The 20614-nt window shown below is 60.4% G+C and carries 19 protein-coding genes and 1 pseudogene; 9 read left to right on the forward strand and 11 right to left on the reverse strand.

Going from position 1 to position 20614, the window contains the following annotated elements; all coding sequences use genetic code 11:
* Positions 1-542: 542 nt before the first annotated feature.
* Positions 543-995: a winged helix-turn-helix transcriptional regulator gene (locus P0D68_RS11620; protein WP_091806850.1), complete on the reverse strand. Its 453-nt coding sequence runs from the start codon at positions 993-995 to the stop codon at positions 543-545.
* A 78-nt stretch (positions 996-1073) separates the two neighbouring features.
* Here P0D68_RS11620 and P0D68_RS11625 point away from each other — a divergent pair.
* The 4 genes and pseudogenes from P0D68_RS11625 to P0D68_RS11640 form a co-directional block, all read left to right on the forward strand.
* A pseudogene (locus tag P0D68_RS11625) lies at positions 1074-1394 on the forward strand (NADPH-dependent F420 reductase); the annotation flags it as partial.
* Positions 1395-1591: 197 nt separating this feature from the next.
* Positions 1592-2563 carry an SDR family oxidoreductase gene (locus P0D68_RS11630; protein ID WP_218157150.1) on the forward strand — a complete coding sequence of 324 codons (972 nt, stop codon included), beginning with the start codon at positions 1592-1594 and terminating at the stop codon, positions 2561-2563.
* A 48-nt stretch (positions 2564-2611) separates the two neighbouring features.
* The gene (locus tag P0D68_RS11635; RefSeq protein WP_408293651.1) at positions 2612-3259 is read left to right on the forward strand and encodes an NADPH-dependent F420 reductase; all 648 of its coding nucleotides are present in this window, start codon (positions 2612-2614) and stop codon (positions 3257-3259) included.
* A gap of 88 nt (positions 3260-3347) precedes the next feature.
* The gene (locus tag P0D68_RS11640) at positions 3348-3749 is read left to right on the forward strand and encodes a nuclear transport factor 2 family protein (RefSeq protein WP_408293654.1); all 402 of its coding nucleotides are present in this window, start codon (positions 3348-3350) and stop codon (positions 3747-3749) included.
* A 361-nt stretch (positions 3750-4110) separates the two neighbouring features.
* Here P0D68_RS11640 and P0D68_RS11645 read toward each other — a convergent pair whose 3' ends face one another.
* From P0D68_RS11645 to P0D68_RS11665, 5 genes are all read right to left on the reverse strand, one after another.
* The gene (locus tag P0D68_RS11645; RefSeq protein WP_408293657.1) at positions 4111-5979 is read right to left on the reverse strand and encodes a serine hydrolase domain-containing protein; all 1869 of its coding nucleotides are present in this window, start codon (positions 5977-5979) and stop codon (positions 4111-4113) included.
* A 416-nt stretch (positions 5980-6395) separates the two neighbouring features.
* Positions 6396-6776 (reverse strand): hypothetical protein, encoded by a 381-nt coding sequence (locus P0D68_RS11650; protein WP_408293660.1) that lies wholly within the window; start codon positions 6774-6776, stop codon positions 6396-6398.
* A 249-nt stretch (positions 6777-7025) separates the two neighbouring features.
* Positions 7026-8957: an SMP-30/gluconolactonase/LRE family protein gene (locus P0D68_RS11655; protein ID WP_408294410.1), complete on the reverse strand. Its 1932-nt coding sequence runs from the start codon at positions 8955-8957 to the stop codon at positions 7026-7028.
* Between the two features lie 368 nt (positions 8958-9325).
* Positions 9326-11005: a putative bifunctional diguanylate cyclase/phosphodiesterase gene (locus P0D68_RS11660; protein ID WP_408468417.1), complete on the reverse strand. Its 1680-nt coding sequence runs from the start codon at positions 11003-11005 to the stop codon at positions 9326-9328.
* A 429-nt stretch (positions 11006-11434) separates the two neighbouring features.
* On the reverse strand, positions 11435-11677 hold the full coding sequence (locus P0D68_RS11665; RefSeq protein WP_408468419.1) for a hypothetical protein: 243 nt from the start codon (positions 11675-11677) through the stop codon (positions 11435-11437).
* Positions 11678-11827: 150 nt separating this feature from the next.
* On the opposite strand from P0D68_RS11665, the gene P0D68_RS11670 reads away from it, so the two are divergent.
* Together P0D68_RS11670 and P0D68_RS11675 are read left to right on the forward strand one after the other, a co-directional pair.
* On the forward strand, positions 11828-12610 hold the full coding sequence (locus tag P0D68_RS11670) for a YkgJ family cysteine cluster protein (RefSeq protein WP_408468525.1): 783 nt from the start codon (positions 11828-11830) through the stop codon (positions 12608-12610).
* 93 nt (positions 12611-12703) lie between these two features.
* Positions 12704-13423 carry a DUF1223 domain-containing protein gene (locus tag P0D68_RS11675; protein WP_408293666.1) on the forward strand — a complete coding sequence of 240 codons (720 nt, stop codon included), beginning with the start codon at positions 12704-12706 and terminating at the stop codon, positions 13421-13423.
* Between the two features lie 394 nt (positions 13424-13817).
* Here P0D68_RS11675 and P0D68_RS11680 read toward each other — a convergent pair whose 3' ends face one another.
* The 5 genes from P0D68_RS11680 to P0D68_RS11700 form a co-directional block, all read right to left on the reverse strand.
* A complete protein-coding gene (locus tag P0D68_RS11680; RefSeq protein WP_408293669.1) occupies positions 13818-14417 on the reverse strand; it encodes a hypothetical protein in 600 nt (199 codons plus the stop codon).
* A gap of 241 nt (positions 14418-14658) precedes the next feature.
* Positions 14659-15270: a class I SAM-dependent methyltransferase gene (locus tag P0D68_RS11685; protein WP_091806817.1), complete on the reverse strand. Its 612-nt coding sequence runs from the start codon at positions 15268-15270 to the stop codon at positions 14659-14661.
* A gap of 205 nt (positions 15271-15475) precedes the next feature.
* Positions 15476-16744 carry an RNA polymerase sigma factor gene (locus tag P0D68_RS11690; RefSeq protein ID WP_408293672.1) on the reverse strand — a complete coding sequence of 423 codons (1269 nt, stop codon included), beginning with the start codon at positions 16742-16744 and terminating at the stop codon, positions 15476-15478.
* The gene (locus P0D68_RS11695; RefSeq protein WP_408293675.1) at positions 16741-17112 is read right to left on the reverse strand and encodes a YciI family protein; all 372 of its coding nucleotides are present in this window, start codon (positions 17110-17112) and stop codon (positions 16741-16743) included. Before P0D68_RS11695 ends, P0D68_RS11690 begins: the two co-directional genes overlap by 4 nt.
* Positions 17113-17288: 176 nt before the next feature.
* A complete protein-coding gene (locus P0D68_RS11700; protein WP_091806809.1) occupies positions 17289-18062 on the reverse strand; it encodes an MBL fold metallo-hydrolase in 774 nt (257 codons plus the stop codon).
* A 411-nt stretch (positions 18063-18473) separates the two neighbouring features.
* Here P0D68_RS11700 and P0D68_RS11705 point away from each other — a divergent pair, with 411 nt between their 5' ends.
* From P0D68_RS11705 to P0D68_RS11715, 3 genes are all read left to right on the forward strand, one after another.
* Positions 18474-19034: a carboxymuconolactone decarboxylase family protein gene (locus P0D68_RS11705; RefSeq protein ID WP_091806807.1), complete on the forward strand. Its 561-nt coding sequence runs from the start codon at positions 18474-18476 to the stop codon at positions 19032-19034.
* A gap of 65 nt (positions 19035-19099) precedes the next feature.
* Positions 19100-19876 carry an enoyl-CoA hydratase/isomerase family protein gene (locus tag P0D68_RS11710; protein ID WP_408293679.1) on the forward strand — a complete coding sequence of 259 codons (777 nt, stop codon included), beginning with the start codon at positions 19100-19102 and terminating at the stop codon, positions 19874-19876.
* A gap of 55 nt (positions 19877-19931) precedes the next feature.
* Positions 19932-20603, forward strand: coding sequence for a peroxiredoxin-like family protein (locus P0D68_RS11715; RefSeq protein ID WP_408293682.1), 672 nt, complete (start codon positions 19932-19934; stop codon positions 20601-20603).
* The last annotated feature ends 11 nt before the right edge of the window (positions 20604-20614 follow it).

Here is a 20614-nt window from a genome sequence, read left to right on the forward strand (position 1 = left end):
ATACGAATGCGGTACAGAGTCTTTTGAGGAGCATGGGGTATGTATCGAGCGATCGCACGCCGTCCATCACAGGCGCGCATTGTGCGGTGTTGCCAACACTGGCAAGCTTGCAGTCCGGACCCTGACGATTCGAAAGAGTGACTCGCGTAGCAGGCGACGTGTCTCGTCGAATTGGTGTGGGATGTCGTCTAGGTTAACGGCGGTGCGCGGCACGAGTTGAGCGAATTTTCGAATGGGCCTTGATGACGGCGCCCCAAGTGCATCGTGCTGATTCGGTCGGCCGGACGCTCGACCATTTTGTGCGTTACACGTGCGCTGGATGGCTGGCGAAGGCTGGCGTGACGTCGAAAGGTTCGTCCGGGCCGAACTGCTCCGGAAGGTCATTGACCAGGCTCGACCCTGAGCGGCCGCAGGCGTTGGGCAATCATCAATGGCGGATGACGGACCCATTTCGGACGTCGGTCACACTATTCGATGCACCTTTCAGTCCGCGGACTGTCGAGTTACTCGTTTGACGTGACGAAGCGCATTTGCGATCCTGCTCAGCCCTTGCTCTCAGGAAACAGACATCCGCCATCGCGGACCAGCGCCTTCAGCTCTTCGCCCACTTGGGCGGGATTCGCAGCTAACCGAGCACTGAACTCCTTATCGCGCAGCACGTACGATTTCCGATCATATTTCGCACTCCATATCACTACACTGACTACAACCGGAATAAGGTCCAGACCTTTCTCTGTCAGCGTGTAGAAGTCCTTGCGCCTGTCGTCGGGATTGGGCGCCCTCGAGAGAATGCCTTGCTCCTCAAGAAAGGCAAGGCGGGACGCGAGGACATTGGTCGCGATTCCCTCTTCCGATTTCAGGAATTCGCCATACGTCTTTTTACCGTTGAAAACGATGTCGCGAATGATCAGGAGCGACCAGCGGTCGCCAAAGATCTCCACGCCGTAGTTCACCGCGCAGTGGGATCGAACATCGTCTTTACGTGCTGTCTTCATGGCTACATCTTAACATCGCTTGCATATGACAAGTGAATTTCAATCGTTTACTTGTTTTTTGCAAGTGATGTGTTTAGCATGGTCTGCAGCGGTGCAGGCACCAGTCAACTCACCAGGAGACTGCACATGAGCACGATCAGCATCATCGGCGCGGGCAGTATGGCCGCAGCGATCGGTCGCCTTGCCGTCAAGGCTGGACACACTATTGAGGTGATGAGTCGCGATAAGGCGAAGGCGCAGGCCCTGACCCGCCAGTTCGGTGCTGGTGCGACGACCAGGACGTTCGGCGCCGCACCGGCGGGCGACCTCGTTGTCCTGGCGGGTCGCTACGCCGCCGTTCTCGAAGTAGTGAAGCAGTACCGAAAAACGCTAGCAGGCAAGCTCGTCATTGACATCACTAATCCCATCGACTCGGACTTCAGGGGATTTGTGACTCCAGAAGGCAGTTTCGGCGCGAGGGAGATCGTTAAGGCGGCGCCTGCCTATGCGGATGTTTTTAAGGCGTTCAACACCCAGTTCTCTCATGTTGTCCTGGCTACCGCTCCAGTTCAAGGTCGCCACTTCATCGCATCACATCACCCACAAGGGGGAGTTTTATGCACGTTTTCATCACTGGCGGGACCGGCCACGCCGGTTCGCACATCATCCCCGACCTCGTCTCGGCTGGCCACGAGGTCACCGCCTTGGCGCGAACGGACGAGTCGGCTGCTGCGGTGTCCGCTCTCGGCGCCAAGGCGCGTCGCGGAGATCTTAGCGACCTCGATGGGCTCAAGGCGGCAGCGGCCGAGTCCGACGGCGTCATCCACGTCGGATACCGGGCTGACCTGCTTCAAGCCGGTGGGATCGCCGCCTTGGGCGATTCGGAGCTCTCAATCGTGCTCGCTTTCGGCGAGGCGCTGGCGGGGACCGGTAAACCGCTGGTCGTCGCAGGCAGCATCGGCGCGCCCACGAACGTGGGTCGGGAGGCCCCTATTGTCGCGCCGGTCAGCCTGGGCCGACCGGCGACAGAGGATGACCCCGCCCTTCCCAGCAGGCCCCTGGACGCAGGCACCCTGCGGGCTCGCAACGTCGTGGAGACCGCTGTCGTCGGCCTTGCCGAGCAAGGCGTGCGGTCTTCGGTCGTGCGGATTCCCCTCATCGCACACAGCACGGCCGATCGCGTCGGCTTCCTCCAGATCCTGATCGGGCTTGCGAAGGAGAAGGGCGTCATTGGCTACCCCGGAGACGGCGAGAACCGGTGGCCTGCCGTGCACATCCGCGATCTGGCCTCTTTGTTCCGACTGGCATTGGAGAAAGGTGCTGCCGGCAAGACCTGGCACGCTGTTGCCGACGAGGGTATCCGGTTCCGCGAGATTGCTGAGGCCATCGCCGCTCGCCTGAGCGTGCCCGCCGTGAGCATTCCCGCTGACGAACTGATGGTGCCCGGCTACTTCGGGTTCCTCTCGGCTGTGGTCACGGGCGACTTCCCGGCGTCCAACGCCATCACGCGCAAGGCTCTCGGCTGGGAGCCTGCTCAGCCAGGCCTGCTCGAGGACATGGGCAACGGTCATTATTTCCCCGCCGGCTGAACTGGGCCGACGGCAGGGAGCCGGGTCGGAACGAGCCCGCAGACAGCAATGCCCCAACTAACGAGGAAACTGCACATGAGCACTATCAGCATTATCGGAACAGGAGCGATGGCCACTGCGATCGCTGGCCGCGTCGCCAAGGCTGGACAGGCTGTCGAGGTGATCAGCCGCGATAACGCAAAGGCGCAGGCACTGGCCGACCAGCTCGCGTCCGGAGCGATCACAGGGAAGTACGGCGCCGCGCCCGCGGGCGACATCGTCATTCTCGCCGTGCCATACCCCAGCGCGGCGGCGGTGGTGGCCGACTTCGGAAAGGCGCTCGACGGCAAAGTCATCGTCGACATCACCAACCCGGTTGCGCCCGACCTTTCGGGCCTCGTGACTCCGCACGGCAGTTCCGGTGCGCAGGAGACCGCCAAGGGCCTTCCCGCCGGCGCCCATGTCGTGAAGGCCTTCAATACCATCTTCGGTCACGTACTCGCCAAGGGTGGACGCCTCGACGCGTTTATCGCAGCCGACGACACAAAAGCCAAGGCGCGTGTCTCGACCTTCCTCGAAACTATCGGGCTGCGTCCGCTCGATGTCGGAGGCCTGCAGATGGCCCAGACGCTTGAGGCGCTCGGCCTGATGATGATCGGCGTGGCCAAAAACGGCGCTGGCACCTGGGACATCGCCTTGAAGGTCGATATCGGCTGAATCAGCGACGTCACGTTCTCATCGGCGGGCCGATAGCGTGTCCAGTCAGAGCGGACACGGCCGGAGATAAAAGAAGGGAGACATCGGGATGAGCGTCGATCAGAATGTCCAGATCGTAAAGGACTTTTTTGCGGCAGTCGGCCGCGGTGATATGCAAAGTCTGCTGGCCTTGTGTGCCGGAGATGTTGAATGGATCATTCCCGGCGAAGACTGGCCGCTGGCAGGCACGCGCCGCGGGCACGACGGGTTGGAAGATCTTCTCCAGAAAGAATCCGAAAAAATGGAGACTTCATTCGTGGAGACACGTGAATTCGTCGCGCAGGGAGACCGGGTGCTCGTGATCGGGTTTGCTAAGGGAAGGGTTAACGCCACCAAGAGGACATGGGAAGATCATTGGGTCTTCGCCATTACTGTTCAAAATGGCAAGCTGACGATCATTCGGGAATATGTCGACACACAAGCATTGGCGCGAGCGTCCGAGATGCCGTGAGTCCGGGCCGTGGCCGGTCGCGCTTGTGCGTTAAGTATGAGATGCCCTGGTAAGTGCCGCTAGTCGACGGCGAGCCGAAGCGCTCGTCGCCATTCAACCACATTGCAGGACAAAGCCGGAACCAAATCACCCTTGCAAGAACTCGACGCAATTCGATCAACGTTGTATCAAACCGAAGCCGGACAAATCCGTTGACTCGAAAAAAACATTCACTGATTAATCAGTAACTCGAAGAATATCAGCATCAAACAAATTTCCCGAGGGCGGACACTGACTCGACCAACCCAGCAACGTGACAGCACCGCCGGGGCTGATAAATCGTCGTCCAGACAACCATTCCCGGTCGCTTCACGTCTCCCCATCAAATCCGCGCGTAGATCGAACTGCCGATCGTCAGCGTCGTCGCGGTGGTCGACGCGAAACGGATTTCGTAAAGGTCGCGTCCAAAATTGCCCGGCACTTTAATCGACATGCCGCCGAGCGTATCGCTCACCGGCACGAACAGTTGATAGCGAAGATCTTCGTTGCCGTACAGCACGTAGCCCGGAAGCTCGGCGAGTGTCGCGAAAAACGCCGGCGGATTGCCAAGAACGGCAATCGGCACCGCGCTAGGCGAATCGTTGGTCAATGTCCATTGCGTGCCGACGCGTTGCTGCCACGCGCTGTCGAGCGCCGCCAGCGGTGCGAGTTGCTGGCCGACCGGCAGCGTCAGATACGCATAGCCCGCGCCCGGCACGACCCGCTTCATCAGATAGCGAAAGCTGAACGCACTTCCTTCACTGTCGTTGCCCGACACGACGGCGAAGCGATACGACGCCGTATCGGTATCGCTCCACCACCAGCCGTCGCTGCGGTACCGGTATGCGCCGATCTGCGCCCAGCCTCGCGTATCGGCGTCCCACTGGTTGATCTGCAGACTACCGTCCGCGTTGGCGAGCACCTGGTACGGCGAATCGGAATTGCCGTAGATGCCCGCTCCGCTCGCAATGCCCGGCCCCGATGCGACCGGCGGCGCCGTGGTAGCGAGTTTCGCTGGCAGCGACGGAATCGTGCCATCTTCCTTCAACGCCGACAGCACCAGCGTTTCGGCAATCGCGCGGGCGTTGTAGCCCGCATTGCCGGTTACCAGTAGCGCGAACTGCGAGTTGGGCACAACGAAAAATTCGGTCGAGTAGAACGCGGTGCCGCCGTCCTTTTCCCAGCCCAGTACGCCTGCGGCGTTGAGCGCCGGCTGCACGACCGTGTCCCAGCCGAGACCCCAGCGCCATTCCGGCGACGGGTTGATCGTCAGGCTTTTTGTCTGATCCATACCCATCTGCGCGATGCCCGCCGCAGACACGATGCGCTGTCCCTGGAACACGCCGCCGCCGTAGATCATCTGTGCGAGATTCATCATGTCGGTGGGCGTCGAGCTCAGTCCGCCGGTCGCGTACGCATTGACGAATTCCTGATGCTGCGTGCCGTTCACGTACGGCAGCGAGAACGATCCGCTGGACGGCACGCTCGTCAGATAGCTGGATTGGGTCATCTTCAGCGGCGCGAGAATCGCCGACTGGACGAAGTCCGCGAAGCTCTGCCCCGTCATGGCAAGCACGATCTGCTCGACCATCGTGAAGCCGTCGTTGCAATAGACGGCCAGCTCACCAGGGAGATGCTTCAGGTGCGTGTTGGCGAGTTCGGCTTGCGTGTCGGCCGCGTAGCCGGCGACCGGCTGAAACGTGAAGAGATTGCGCCCATTCGTGCCAGGCAGACCGGACGCATGCGACAGCAGATGACGCGTGGTGATCTGCGCGTATTCCGGCGACAACATCGTGAAGGTCGGCAGATATTTGACGATCGGTGTGTCGAGCGTGATCAGCCCGCGATCGACGAGGATCGCCGCCGCCAGCGCCGGAAACAACTTGCTGACCGAACCGATGTTAAAACGCGTTTGCGGCGTTGCCTTGATCTGCCCCGGCACCGACGCCAACCCGAACGCCTGCTGCCAGACCACCGTGCTGCCCTTGACCATCGCGACCGAGATTGCCGCAACGGGATTCGTTGGATCACTGACGGCCTGCTGGATCATCTGTTGGCCGAGCGCAATGGTCTGCTGATAAGGCGCCGAATGGATGTCGTTGTTACCGCAGCCGGGCAGCACCGCCGCGAGCACCCCGGCGCCGGTGTAGCCGAGAAACTGCCGACGGCCTCCGCTGAAGAGAACCTCGTGATTGCGATCGCACTTGGCCATGGCATTCCCCTTTGTTCTGGTTTCCAGGACTTACAAAAAGCGCTTTTCTTCAACCATCACCGACAATGCGGCAAAGACAAACTTCGCAAATTTGACGCGTGGCACGGTGTGTTTGAATGGGCCACAGTGTCCCAGATCGTAGCCGTGCGGTTCGAGCGCGAGTAGCGACGTGTCGAGATGGTACGACGCTTTGGCTCAAGGGTGTGCCCAACGGGTGACATGATACTCTTCGGAGTCCACGCGTTGCGCTGCGCCTGATGTCCGAAATTGTTGTTCTCTGCACCGCAAGATGTGACCTGCGCCAACGGAGGTCCGTGAATGCCCCGGAGGGGAAGTATCGGATACGAGACTCGCAGCCGTAAAGCGGTCCGTCGAATTGCCCGCGCCATTTGTGTGGTTTTGCTACGGGCCAGGACCTACGATGACTCGCCGTCGCCGGGAGAGAAATGCCGAAGCGCGTCTTCTCGGGGCAGTTCTGCAGGAGCATCGCCCGCGAGCCCGTAGACCTCGATGCCACTCAACAAACCGCCGCTCTCGAATATGAATATCCCGGCTGGTTCATCGTCTGGGCCGAAAATAAAGTCCCCGAGGATATGTACGCCCGGTGATGCAGGTCCGCGGTCCTTGATCTGGAAATTGATGGACCCACAGCCGCACGGACAGCGCCATGGCGTGACCTCGGCCGCTGCGAGTTGTTCGAAAAACTCTCGCGCTTTCGGCTCGCCGTGCTCAAGCATCCAACGAGCGAGCGACATCTCGGATGCAGACAATGGGCGGTTTTGTTCGAGAGTATCCATGGAGTGAGAATTCAGCCAGCGCCTGCCAGTTTAACAGTCCGGAATAGATGGTTATCCTCTCTCATCAGAGACACCCAAAGCGGACACTAGTGAATGATTCAAGCTGGCCGCACTCAGCTAGATGATGAACACCGCAGGTCGACCCCAGCGGCCGTTTGATTCTCACCACCGTAGCCATTCACCCGTGAGTCTGCTCTGCAGAGCAGAAACGGTCATAACAAGCCGCACTCTCACTAACGAAACGCAGGATCAGGGCGTCCAGCGATAAACGGTAATGCTGGAACCTTTGACGTTGTTCTTCGTGACCACGTATTCGCCCGTCGACCGACGGTATGCCCTGACGCCGTACATCGAATCGATGGCGCTGCTGGCGTCAACAGTACCTGTACCGGTGTTGACCAGTGTGGTGTCGAGGTTGCCAGTAGCGAGATTGATGGCGTCGATGTTCGGCAAAGCTTGTCCGCTACCGAACCAGTAGCCGACAAACAGATAGCTGCCGGCCGCGTCAATCGACTTGGCGCCAGCGTGGGAGAGGTTGATCACCGGATTGGGTGTCGTGGTGTTGCCCGCGCTCCAGCCGTGATACACCTCAATCCGCGTACCTATCGACGTCCAGTCCGTACTCCCAACAATCCCCTGCCCGAGAATCATGGTGTCGCTATCTGCGAGGTAGACGATGCGCGTCAACGGCTTGATGCTCTCGGGAATGCGAATGGGGATGCCGGGCCCCCATGCTGGCTTGCCGCTGGCGTCGAAGCCGATCAGCGGATAGTGGTAGATGTAACCGGTCTTGTCCAGTCCAGCCCACACGCCTCCTTTGCTGTCAATGCAAAAGCCGGCCCTGACCGCTGCGGTCGTCTTGAACGCCGCACCAGGAAGCGTGGCGTCCGGTATTGCGATGTAGCCATTCGCAGCATTGAAGTGAAAAAAGTAATAGGTATCGGGATTCTGGCCGGATGCCACGAGGATGCGGTTTGCGCCGACGGTGGCAAGCTGACCGAAATGCTCGTCCCGCGAGCGATCGTTGATGTTGATTCGCGGGTCGGATGGATAGTCGAACGGATCGACAGTGTTCGCTACGAAGGTTCCACCTGCGGTGCCGGTGTAGATGTCGGTGCCGCCATAGAAGTAGACGCCGTCAGTACCCGGGTCCGCAGCGGCGATCCCCTCAAAGTTGAGAGACTGAAGCTTCCATTGCAGCCGACCAGAACTGTTGTAAGAGTGAATGTCAGTGCCGCCGTCGCGGCCGAGATCCCAGCTTCCACCCCACGGATTGTTGAGCACATAGAGGTTGCCTGCGGTGTCCTTGCCGATGCCAGTGACGCGGGTAAAGCGCTTGTCGCCAACCTGCCCTTTGATTCCCGTCGTGGAATCGAGATAACCGCCCTGAATGCCGAATGTACCGGCCAGCGCTGGCGTGCCCGAAAGCTTGTAGCGCTTGATGTTCATATCGGGGCCCTCGTCCCCAACCATGAGTTGCCCCGATGACGCATCGAAATAAAGTGCCGATGGCCGCGCCCCACCCGGCATCTGGATCGTGTTCAACAGCGCGCCGGTTGGACTGAACTCGACGACCGAGCCCTCGCCTTTCTGTGCGACCCAGACGTTGCCCGCGCCATCTACCGCGAGGGCGCCCGGGCCCGTGACGTTGATGTCCCGCTTCCAGACACCGTCGGTGGTGAATATCCGCACGCGATTGCCATAGAAGTCGCTCGCATAAAGGAGCGAGGCCGCCGTGGCCAATCCAGTGACGACGTCGACCCGGGGCAGGTTGTTAAATGCGCTGACCTGAATCAGGAGATCGCGAGTCCTCGTGGTGCGGTTGTACCGGCCCACCGCACCACTTCCGTATGTCCCGCCGGGCTGCAGTGCCACGAAGATCGACGTCGCGCTGCCCGTGATCGCGCCGCCCTGAAACTCTCCGTGCGCTCCAATCGAGCCGAGGCTCTTGCCGGCCTGGTAGACAGCGACGCCACCCTCGTACTCGTCCCACATTGAAGCCGTGTAGATGACGCCTTCGGGCGCGACCCACATGGAACGCGCGGTGTTACCCACGTGGGCGGCGAGGGTGCCATAGGTGTTCGCCAGCCAGTCCGTGGTGTTTTCCGACTGACAGGTCGGCGCAACCGAGGCGATCACTGCGGCGAGGATCACAGCATGAATCCGCCTTTGCTCGACCATGACCGATGCTCTCCAGAGGTAGTGATCATTCACGTGAATGGTCGGCCAGCGAGATTCCAGATTCGTGATCGGTGGCTTACGTATGAACATATGCAACTCTTTGCGCCTTTGCAAGCCATACCGGGACTTTGCATAGGGAGACGAATTGCTATCTTGAACGAAGCTGGGCCTCCTTCCTGTTGGCCGCTTGCTGTCTCATGCATGGGGCATTCATTCGTATTGCGCGTAAGGCGGCGATTGGCAGCAGGCGACCCACAGGGGCCGACCGTCCTATGTTGCTCCGGAGCGCGCATCCAGGTTCACAAACGGTCTTTCACGACCGCACTGATGACACGCTAACGAAGCCGCCGAGGGGTGCGTGTTGACCGCTAGCGTGATCCGCTTCCTGCGTCGTGCAACGACGAAGCTCCAGCCGCCCCGAACCGTGTCTCGGCGTAAGGTTCGATGCGCGCTGCCGATACCGGCTTGCCAATGAAATATCCCTGCACGGCATCGCAACCGAGCTCTTTGACGAGGGCGAATTGCGTTTCGGTCTCGATGCCTTCCGCGACCGTTCTCATGCCCAGCGCGCGCGCGAGCGCCACCATCGCTTCGACCATCGCGCGTGCCTGGCGACTGGTCTCCTTAACAGTGAGCTCTTGCACGAACGACTTGTCGATCTTGATGCGATCGACAGGCAGCCGTGTGAGGTATGCGAGGCTGGAGTAGCCGGTGCCAAAATCGTCGAGCGAGACAGTCACGCCGAGCCTTCGTACAGCTGAAAGCGCACGCGAGGCGGCGGCGAAGTCGCTCATGACGACAGTCTCTGTCACCTCGATGTCGAGTGCGGAAGTGCATACACCGGCTGCCTTGGCCGCCTCCGAAACCAGTGCGGCGAGATCGCAGTTCTGGATCGTCGTGGCCGAGAGATTGACTGCGACCTTGAACGGCACGCGGTTCGCCGCCTGCCATTTTGCCGCCTGGCGGTACGCAAGGCGAATCAGCCAGTCGCCCGTCGCCTCGTAGGCCGGCGATTCAAGCAGCACGTCGAGGAAGTCGGCCGGCGTGAGCAGCCCCAGTTGCGGATGGTTCCATCGCAGAAGCGCCTCGGCTCCGTAGACGCGGCCAGTATGCAGGTCCAGTTGTGGCTGGTAGTGCAGTTCGAACTGACGCGTGGCGCTCGCGCTCTGCAGATCCGCGCGTAGCCGCCGGCGATGCGAGAGGCGCTGCGCATCCTCCTTGCCAAACGACCACACATGCGAACCGCCCGAGCGCTTCGCGTGATACATCGCGATGTCCGCATTACGCAGCAGCTCGCCCGCACTTGAGGCCGAGACGGGGTAGCGCGCCACGCCGATGCTCGCGCCCACCGAGGCCCGCACCCACGGCGTTTGAATTGGCTCGCGCATGCGTACTGTGACGTCGCGCGCGACGCGCACGGCCTCGCCCTCGGGGGCGTCGACGAGGAAAATTACGAATTCGTCACCGCCGATGCGCGAGACATGGGCGCCATGGGTAAACATGTCGGAAAGACTCTCGCCGATGGCACGCAGCACTTCATCGCCCGCCGCGTGGCCAAACGAGTCGTTGATATCCTTGAAGCGGTCAAGGTCGATGAAGAGCAGATCGACGGAAGCGGCCGCGCCTTCGTCGACGAGCCTGTTCAGGCGCAGCAGCAGTTCCCGGCGGTTGATGAGGCCGGTCAGTTCATCATGCGTGGCCTGGCGCGACAAACGTTCGGAGATTGCGCGCGCTTCGGTGACATCGCGAACCAGCACGACGATACCTTCGTCGCATGGGAACGCCCGCACTTCAAACCAGGTACCTAGCGGCGCGTAGAAGTCGGTCGCGGTGCTGGGCATACCGGTCTCGGCCGCCTGCCGATAGGCTGCTTCGTAACTCGACCCGATGAGGTCGGGGTATTCGGCCCAGATCTCGCGATCCAGCAGGTCCTCGGACCGACGCTTCAGCAGCCGCGCAGCGGTCCGGTTGATGTTCCGAAACTTCCACTCCCGGTCGAGCGCCATGACGCCGTCCGTGATGTGATCGAGTATCTGAAAACTTTCCACTTCCTTGCCCCTCCCTTGATCGACCGGTGCAATGGTCCCGATATGTCTGCGATCACTAACAGTGCGTATCGTAGGAGGAAATTGGCATTTTTGGGAACCGAAAGATTTTCTGCACTGGCGCCCGCGGCAGCTGCTCGGCGCGGTCAGCTCACGTGTGTCGATCTGGGTAAGACCGCTTCCAGCAGGGGACCGGATGCGTCAATGTCCGAACTCCGGAGCCATCGAATGACGCTTGATGGTCGGCAACGAAAGATCGGGCAGCCCGAAGAAGCAGCGCACTGATAAAATCGTGCGGCAAAGCAACTTTGTATCCCAACATGCCTGATCCTACTATCACGCCAGCCGCCGGATCATCTGCTACCGATTCGCCCGCGATGCGGCAGTACCTCCCCCGCGTCAGATAAGCCTTCTCGCGACGGCCTGCGCCCATCAATTTCCTGTCCACCCATTGTCGACGTTGGCCTGCTTGATCATTGTCTGGCGGATAACGAAGCAGACCTGCCGCTCGCGTGCGGGCTTCGTTGGATGAGCGAGCGGCAGCAACTGCCCGAGACGGAATGGACATGAAGCGATCGAGCGGTCGCAGCCGCTGAATTCACCGGAATTGCAGTTAGTCCAGCGGGTCTTAGCTTCGTCGATGTAGCGCGCATTAAGTCTGCGACTGTAGTCCACAAAAAGCAGCCAATTCCGTCCCGCCGAATCAATGATTTTTTCAACACGAGGCTCCCTACCTGTAACCGGCGCCGCCTATCGAACGAACTAGCTTTACCCGCCAACTAATGATCGTCGATACTGCCTATGCCAACCCACTTTTCGTGCACCATGTGTGGCCGTTGCTGCCATGATCTGCGGCTGCCTCTCGCCGTCCACGAGGCGCTCGACTGGATTGCGCGCGGTGGTGAGGTGCAACTGTTCTGCGACGCGATCGTCTGGCCTCAGGAGCCGCAACAAACCGACCTGCTCGCCCAACACCGAAAACGCCGCTCATTTGCCGCGCATAGCGGAACGCTGCCAGTACGTGTATCGGTGACACTGGTGGCCGCGTTCGCCGGACCGTGCCCAAATCTCCGCCCAGATATGTCTTGCGGCGCCTACGATCGGCGCCCGCGTGTGTGCCGCATCTATCCTGCCGAGGTCAACCCGTTCGTGAAACTCGACCCGGCCGCGAAGGCCTGTCCTGCCGACGCCTGGTCTGTCGCGGGTCCCGTGCTCATGCACGCGGGTCAGATCGCAAGTGCTGACACGGCAGCCCTCATCGCGCAGTCGCATGAAGCCGACGAGCGCGACCGTGTCGCCAAGACGCATCTGTGTGCGCTGCTCGGGTACGATACCGCCGCTCTCGCAAACGAAGGTTTCGCGGTCTACGCGCCGTCACGCGATCGCCTCGGAGCGGCGCTGCGAGCGGCGCGAGATTCAGGTGCGCAGATCGAAGATCTCCAGCCGCGTTCGTCGCACCCCTGGCACATCATCACGAATCGCTCGACGTCACTCGCGACGTTGCAATCGATCGGCGCCAACGCTCGACAGGCTGAAAATCGATTTCGCGCGGCAGACGCACCGACATATCTGGGTTTCTTTAACGAGGACGTTAGCGATAGCGACTGACAGAATTCATCGCACTCGTCCGGCCCGCTCCAACACTAACCTGCTCGTGCTTGAGAGCGGATTACCATAACGGTCGCTTTCTGGAGTCAGAATATGCTGCCCCGCCTTCTCACTGCCATTATTGCGAGCGCTGCGGCGCTGCTCCCCTCGCATGCGCTCGCCGACGCACTGCGTCCGGTCGTCGTTGAACTATTCACCTCCGAGGGCTGCTCCTCCTGCCCACCGGCGGATCGGTTGCTTTCCGAGTTGAGCGACACGCGCACCGACGTTCTGCCTCTGGCGTTTCATGTCACATACTGGAATCGGCTCGGCTGGAAAGACCCGTTTTCATTCGACGGCGCCGATGCGCGCCAGGCCCGGTACGCCCAACGGTTTCGTGGCTTCGAGTACACGCCCGAAATGGTTGTCGATGGCAAAGCCGAGTTAGTCGGATCCGATCGAAGTGCAGCCGGCACGGCTATTGAGCACGCCAAGTCCGATGGGGTGACGGCCGCGACTGTCCACGCCACACGTTCGAACGGTGGCGTTTCGGTATCCATTGGCCGTGGCCTCGGACGCGCGCATGTGCTGCTGATTGGCTACGACGCTCGTCACGTCACGGCGATCGGCCGCGGCGAGAACGCGGGCCGTACGCTCACTGAATCGAACGTCGTGCGCAGCATCGTGGACATAGGTCAGTGGTCCGGCGCGGCGGTAACGTTGCGTGCCGATGCCGTCGCCGGCGAACATCAGGTCGTACTCCTCGAGGCCGACGACGATGCGATTGTAGGCGCCGCGAGCGTTATAAATACAGGCGAAGCCCCCGCTCGATGAGTGGCGGGTGTTGTTTCGACAATCAATTCGCCGTGGCTTGCATCTTTTTTGATCAGCAGGCTGGAGAATGCGAACGGTTTGCGGATTCATGATGCGGGAGCGCGCAGGCACATCTGTTCTGGATCCGACTCTACGGCATTTCCAACTTACAGTAGAAGCCTCGCGCTTTGACCCAAGGTTTCGTTTGCGCTCGACAGATGGATGACAGCTTCTCGCTCTGCACGCTGTCAAATCCAATCCCATGTCGAACCGGGCACGCAAGCCACATCGATCGAATAGCGTCGGGCAGAAAGCGACCCACTGCGGCCAGCGGCCGCGCTCTGAAGCAGACGCTCAAAAGCAGGGGCAAGTCGCTCGTCACGGATTGTTTCCATTGCTGAAAATTGCCGTCCTATCAGTTCTCTTGCGAAGGTGACATGTAGACATTGATGTACTCCTCTAAATGCCGGTCTCTCAATAGCGACAAATTAATTACATCCTTACCCGATTTTCCATTGATGTTTTTAAAGGTCACCATTACCGATGGCACCCCCCTGTATCCTCCAGTCGCAGTTACGTTTTCAATGAAAGCCCATGGGAATTGCAAATTCCCGTGTTGATAGCCAGTTTTTGAAAGCGTTATTGCGGGAGCGTTGATATTCCACCAAATTCGGACAATTTCGCAAGCCTTCTTTCCAAAGAAAATCGTTGCGGGAAAAAATATGATGCCAAACACGATTGCAGCCAGATGATCATTTGGCTGCTTCGCGGGAGCCCAAAACCACGCCGTGTTTATGAGCAGAAACGTTCCGGTGAGGACCAGTAGAGCGATCGCTTCAAATGCAACGGCTCCCTTTGAGTAGAAAAAATCCATGGATTGAGGAATATCTTTTGCTTCTAATATTTTCTTGACCTCGGCCTGCCATTTTTCGGCGCTTTTTCCAATTTTTACCAGTCCGTATGGAACTATAACGAGGAGTGTAGGCAATATAAGTAAGTAAATTAATTTACCCAACTCTCAACCTCTTGATGCAAGCGATAGATAATAAATTATTTTCAATTCGGCTTCCGGAACTTTTATAGAAGGAAATGGCCCCGACCTAAGCGCATTGCAATGTAACCTGACCCAACGATTTGCTCGCAGTTGCCGGCACCCTACGGCCACGGTGTCGCCGATTGTCGACGATTTCTCCTGATGTGTCGAATGTCGCTTCATGGCCGACAATCGCCGCGCGCGGTCGCCGCCACATCGATCCTCACTTCCGGAAAACAAGCCGCGTCCAGGAGACTCCCATGCTCCTGTTTGTTTGCTGGACTGAGTCACTGCAAACATTGAGCAGAAGTTGCAGGGTATGGGCTTCGGCAAGCCTGATCGTGTCCGCAGCGGAGACGTCAAACATGCGCCGCCCCGTAGAGACCGGCCCGTGGCGCAACGACATGATGACGAGGCCGCCTTCGTCCAACAGATCAGAGAGGGTGTCCATCCCTCGGCGACGCTGGGCTTCGTCGAGGTGCATCCATACTGCAGTAACCATGACAACAGTGAACGTGTGCGCCCGCTCCCGGACAAGGCGGAGTTCTGGAAGGCTATCGTCGAGCCAGACGACGCTGGAAGCCGGATAGAAGTTGATCGCAGCAGCCCGCAGTTCGTCGACGGGCTCAACCGCTACCACCGAGTGCCCCATCGATGCCAATGCGGCAGCGTCGCGGCCCATGCCGGCCCCCACGTCGAGGATGCGCGAAGGTGCCGTCGGTATCAGGTGCAGAACCGGTTGGTGGAGGTCTCGGAACGAAATCTTGCGCCAATCGTTAGCCAAGGCCCCAGCATACTCGGCATAACCTTCGGTTCCCGGAACGTCGATCGACATCGATGAATATTGGATGGTCAGATCGGCCGATTGTCGACGATTCAGGCGGAGGTGTCGACTGACCGTTATTGGCGGCAGATTCAACCGGTCGACGACCGTTCTACAAATCGGACGTTGGATTCATATCGACTCAACTCAATTCCGATGCGAACGGTCCAGACCGAGCAGCGGCTTGCAACCTCGCACGGCAAACGCGACGTCTAATCTAACGTCTCGCCGATAACAGCTCGATGCGCTTGCGCTGCAGGAACCGGCGCACGGCCGGATCGCGCTCGAGTCCGATCGCGAGATCGTACGCGCCGAGCGCTTCGGCCGTCGCGCCGGCACGCGCGAGCAGATCCGCACGCGCGGCCCAGTACGGCTGGTAGTCGGCCAGCCGCGGATCGTCCGCATACGGGTCGAGCGCGTCGAGCGCCGCCTGCGGGCCGTCCCGTTCCGCCAGCGCGAGCGCGCGGTTCACCGCGACCACGGGCGACGCTGCAATCGCGAGCAGCGCATCGTAGAGCTGCACGATTTCGTCCCAGTTCGGGCGATGCGTCCGGCAGCGGTAGACGTGCGCCGACTGCAGAGCGGCCTCGAGTTGAAAGCGTCCGATCGCGTTGAATGCGCTCGCGCGCCGCAGCAGTGCGTTGGCTGCGTCGATCATCGGCGCATCCCATGTCGCCGGATCCTGAGCCGACAGTGGTACGTAGTCGCCGGCCGCATCGCGTCGCGAATCGCGCCGCGCCTGCGCATAAAGCATCAGCGAGAGCAGACCGAGTGTCTCTGGCTCCTCGGGCAGCAGTTCGACGAGCAGGTGTGCAAGAAACAGCGCCTCGCCGGCGAGGTCGCGCCGTTCGGCATCGACGCCGACGGGATCAGTCCACCCTTGCGCATACGCCGCATAGACCGCTTCGAGCACCGCAGCGACCCGGCCGGGCAACTCCTCGCGCTCGGGTACGCTGAACGGAATGCCCGCATCGCGGATCTTGTTCTTCGCCCGCACGAGGCGCTTGCTCATCGCGGCGGGCGACATCAGGAACGCGGACGCAATCGTCTTTGCTTCGAGTCCCAGCACCACCTGCAACATCAGCGGCGTGCGAATCGCGGCCTCGAGCGCAGGGTGTGTGCACGCGAACAGCAGCGCAAGCCGCCGGTCGGGCAACATGCCTGCTTCACGCTCGTCGATCTCGTCGGCGAGGATCGCGAGCTGATTCACCACATGGTCGCCGACACGGCGATGACGCGCGCCATCGAGCGCCCGGCGGCGCGCAACGGTCATCAACCACGCTTCGGGATTCGCGGGGCAGCCGCGCTCCGGCCAGCCCGCGAGCGCGGCCGCGAATGCGTCGGCCAGCGCGTCCTCGGCCGCCGCGACGTCGCGCGTGCGCATCGCCAATAGCGCGACCAGCTTGCCGTAACTGCGGCGGGCGACCGCCTCGGCAATCGCACGCGCGGCGGCGCCAGCGTCATGGCCGCCGCCGGACGGACTCATGCAGCAGATGGCGCGTCGTACGGGGCAGTCCAGACCGGGCGCACTTCCATGAGGCCGTGCGCCGCGCCGGGACAACGCGATGCCCACGCGATCGCCGCGTCCAGGTTGGGCACGTCGATCAGATAGTAGCCGGCGAGCTGCTCCTTCGAATCGGAATACGGTCCGTCAAGCACCTGCGGCTTGCCGTCGACGAACCGCACCGTGGTGGCCGTCCTCGTGTGCTGCAGCCGGTTGGCGCCCACCAGCACCTCCGCTTTTTTCAACGATTCGGTGTACGCCTGATAGGCGGCAACCCCTTGCTGCCGCTCGCTGTCGGTCATCTGGTTCCAGCCGTTTTCTTCCGAATAGATCATCAATAGGTATTGCATATGAGCCTCCGTCATGGGGTTAGGCGGATGAATTACATCGAGCCGCCATCACAATGACGCGCGGGCCGCATGCCGACGGACAGGCGGCATCGAAAAAATCACGGACAACGCGCCCGCCATCCCCTCCGCGCGGCTGTCGATTGCACCGCACCATTGCAGACCGCATTCGCGAGCGCTCAGGTACGTTTAGCCAGATAGGCATCGACTAACTCGACCAGTCGTTTTCGCCCAAAGCTCCCGTCGTGTCCAGCGTGGACCACTTGCACGGGCAATTCACGCAAGCGCTTCATCGTGCGCACATAAGTCGGAATATCAGCGCCACCTATCTCATCCAGCAGCGGGCCATCGTAGATCGCATCGCCCGAGAACAGGGTGCCGGATGCCGCTTCCCATAGGCCGATACTGCCCGGTGAGTGACCGGGCAGATGAAGGACTTCAAAATGCCGGTTGCCGAGATCGACAATGCTCCCCTCCTTGACGATTTCCGTGACCGTTGCCGCCCGCACGCGATAGTCGGACATCGAATAATCAGCGCTCGGAAGGGCCGTGATCAGATCGCCGTCGAACGGATAACCTGCTTTGCGATACCGGCGAATTGCTTCGTCGCCCAATACCGATGCCAGAAGAGTGCCTGGCTCGCGCGGCGAGCGCAGGTTCTCTGCCTCCAATTCGTGAACCAGCGTGTGTTCAAACTCGTGATGCCCGCCGACATGATCCGAATGCGTATGCGTCGCAACGGCGGTTACGTCCTTCTGCAGCAGGTGCCTGGCGGCATCCTGCAGACTGACGATACCCATCCCTGTGTCGATCATCAGGTCCCGGTCGCGCCCGCGCACATGCCAGATATTGCAGCGCATCAGCGGCACGACGTGCGGTTCCCAAAGTAGCGTGATTTCGTCACTGACGCGCTTGAGTTCAAACCATCGATCGGCAATCGGTAATGTAGTCATGCGGGGTCGCTCACGAGTAAGAGTTGGTACTTTGACACACTTCGCATAGTGTTTCGAGAGCGTTGAGACTGGCATCGTCGGCTTGGTGCGCGGAGCATAACAACCGCTTGCCGGACACCGTGTCGTGGCCCGCCGTCATCGACCCCGAGCGTTGAATTGCTCCCACGCGACCTGTGTGGCCGCCTTTGAAGCTGGAGCGGTCGGTCCCACCTCAAAGTTGATTGATCAAAACCCGTCGACCAGATTCAAACGATCCATCCCGTTGCGTTAGACCATCTGTCCTCTCAGGCGTGAGCACTTCAACCATTGCTATATGCCTGCCAGGAATGACTGTTATCGACGGTGCCTGCCTTCTTCGAAAAAACGCTGACCTTCATCATTTGCTCACCGTCAACCAGCAGGAGCAAAACGATGAGCAACTTCCAAACCTACACGATCGATAACGCACCGGCCGCTTCGAAGGCCAGCCTCGAAGACACGAAGCGCGCCTTTGGCTTCGTCCCCAACCTTCAGGCGCATATGGCGGAAGCGCCCGCGCTGCTGGCCGGTTACTCGGCGCTGTGGGACCTGTTCTCGAAAAGCACGCTGACGCCGCACGAACAGCAGGTCGTCTACCTCACATCGAACTTCGAGAACAACTGCCACTACTGCATGGCCGGTCACAGCACGCTGGCGAAGATGATCAAGATGGACGCGGGCGTGATCGCAGCGCTGCGCGCCGGAACGCCGCTGCCGGATGCAAAGCTCGAAGCGCTGCATCGCTTCACGACGCTCGTAGTGCGTGAGCGCGGCTTCGTCCCTGACGCAGATGTCGACGCATTCCTGGCCGCCGGCTACACCCGTCAAAACGTCCTTGAAGTCATTCTCGGCGTGGCAACCAAAGTGATGAGCAACTACACGAACCACATCGTCCACACCGAACTCGATGGCTTCATGGCCGGTAACGAGTGGACCAAACCGGTCGCTGCCTAAGCCGTCTCGGGGAGCCCCTTGCGGCCCCCGTCTAGCCCCATACCGAAGTTCACCCAGGAGCAGCCATGTCCACGTTCGACCGCTATAAAGACGCTTACCCCAACGCCAAACTGACCCGTACGCCGGACGGCGTGCTCGAAGTGCGTTTCCATACCGACGGCGCGAAGCTCGTCTTCAACGGCCATACGCATGAACAGTTCACCGACATGTTCCACCAGGTCGGCGAAGACCCAGATAACCGCGTGGTCATCCTGACAGGTAGCGGCGACGCATTCATGGACGCGATCTCGCCGGAAGGTTTTGATTTCTTTACGCCGCGTGGCTATGACAAGATCTTCCGCGAAGGTCGCAAGATCCTGATGAATATCCTGGACATCGAAGTCCCGATGATCGCCGCGCTGAACGGCCCGGTCCTGCTGCATTCGGAATACGTCCTGTTGTGCGATATCGTGGTGGCGACACCCGAGACGGTGTTCCAGGACATGCCTCATGCCGCCTTTGGCATCGCTCCCAACGATGGTATCCATCTACTCTGGCCGGAAATGATCGGCAGCATTCGCGGCCGGTACTTCGTGCTCACGCAGCAAAAACTCGCTGCTGCGGAAGCGAAGTCGCTGGGCGTGGTCAACGAGATCGTGCCTGCGGATCAACTGCTGGATCGCGCGCATGCCATCGCCGCGACTATCGCAAAGCAGCCCCCGCTCACCACCAAATACACCCGCATCGGTCTGACCCAGCGGCTGCGTCGCGTGATCGACGAAGGCATCGGCTACGGCCTGGCGCTCGAAGGTATCAGTGCGGCCGAAGTGGCGCGCACTGCGGCAGCGCAGAACGTAGCCTGAATCCACCGGCTCGTTGGTTCCTCAATTCCTCTATTTCTCTCGACGGAGAACACTCATGTCACTGCAGGAAAAACTCGACGCATTCAGGGCCGACTTCAAGGCGGGCAAGCCGCCGTTCAACGCACCGCCGGCGATTCATCCGGTGATGGAACGCGCCACGGCAGAACTGATTGCGAGCGGGCAGGCTGCCCGAGCCATTAAGGCCGGCGACCGCGCTCCGCATTTCAACCTGAAAGATCAGGATGGCAACGACGTGTCTTCCGCAGCGCTGCTCGTGAAGGGGCCACTGGTCGTGACGTTCTATCGCGGCGTCTGGTGCCCGTACTGCAATATCGAATTGCAGGCGATCAACGAAGTGCTGCCGCAGATTCAGACATATGGCGCGAACGTCGTGGCGATCTCACCGCAGACGCCGGTCAATAGCCGCAAGTCGGTGCGCACCAACGAACTGGGTTTTCCGGTGCTGAGCGACGTGAACGGTCAGACGGGCGCCGACTTCGGGCTGCGTTTCACGCTGCCCGACTATCTGGTCGAGCTTTACAGGAACCTGAAGAACGATCTGCCGACGTTCAACAACGATCCCAGTTGGACCTTGCCGATGCCGGCGCGCTATGTCATCGGACAGGACGGCATCGTGCTGTATTCCGAGGTCAATCCGGACTACACGCGTCGTCCCGACCCGTCGCATATGTTCCCGGTTCTGGAAAAAGCGACCGCCAACGCCTGAGCCTTACCGCT

It is taken from the genome of Paraburkholderia sp. RL17-380-BIE-A, assembly GCF_046028085.1.
Taxonomy (GTDB): Bacteria; Pseudomonadota; Gammaproteobacteria; order Burkholderiales; family Burkholderiaceae; genus Paraburkholderia.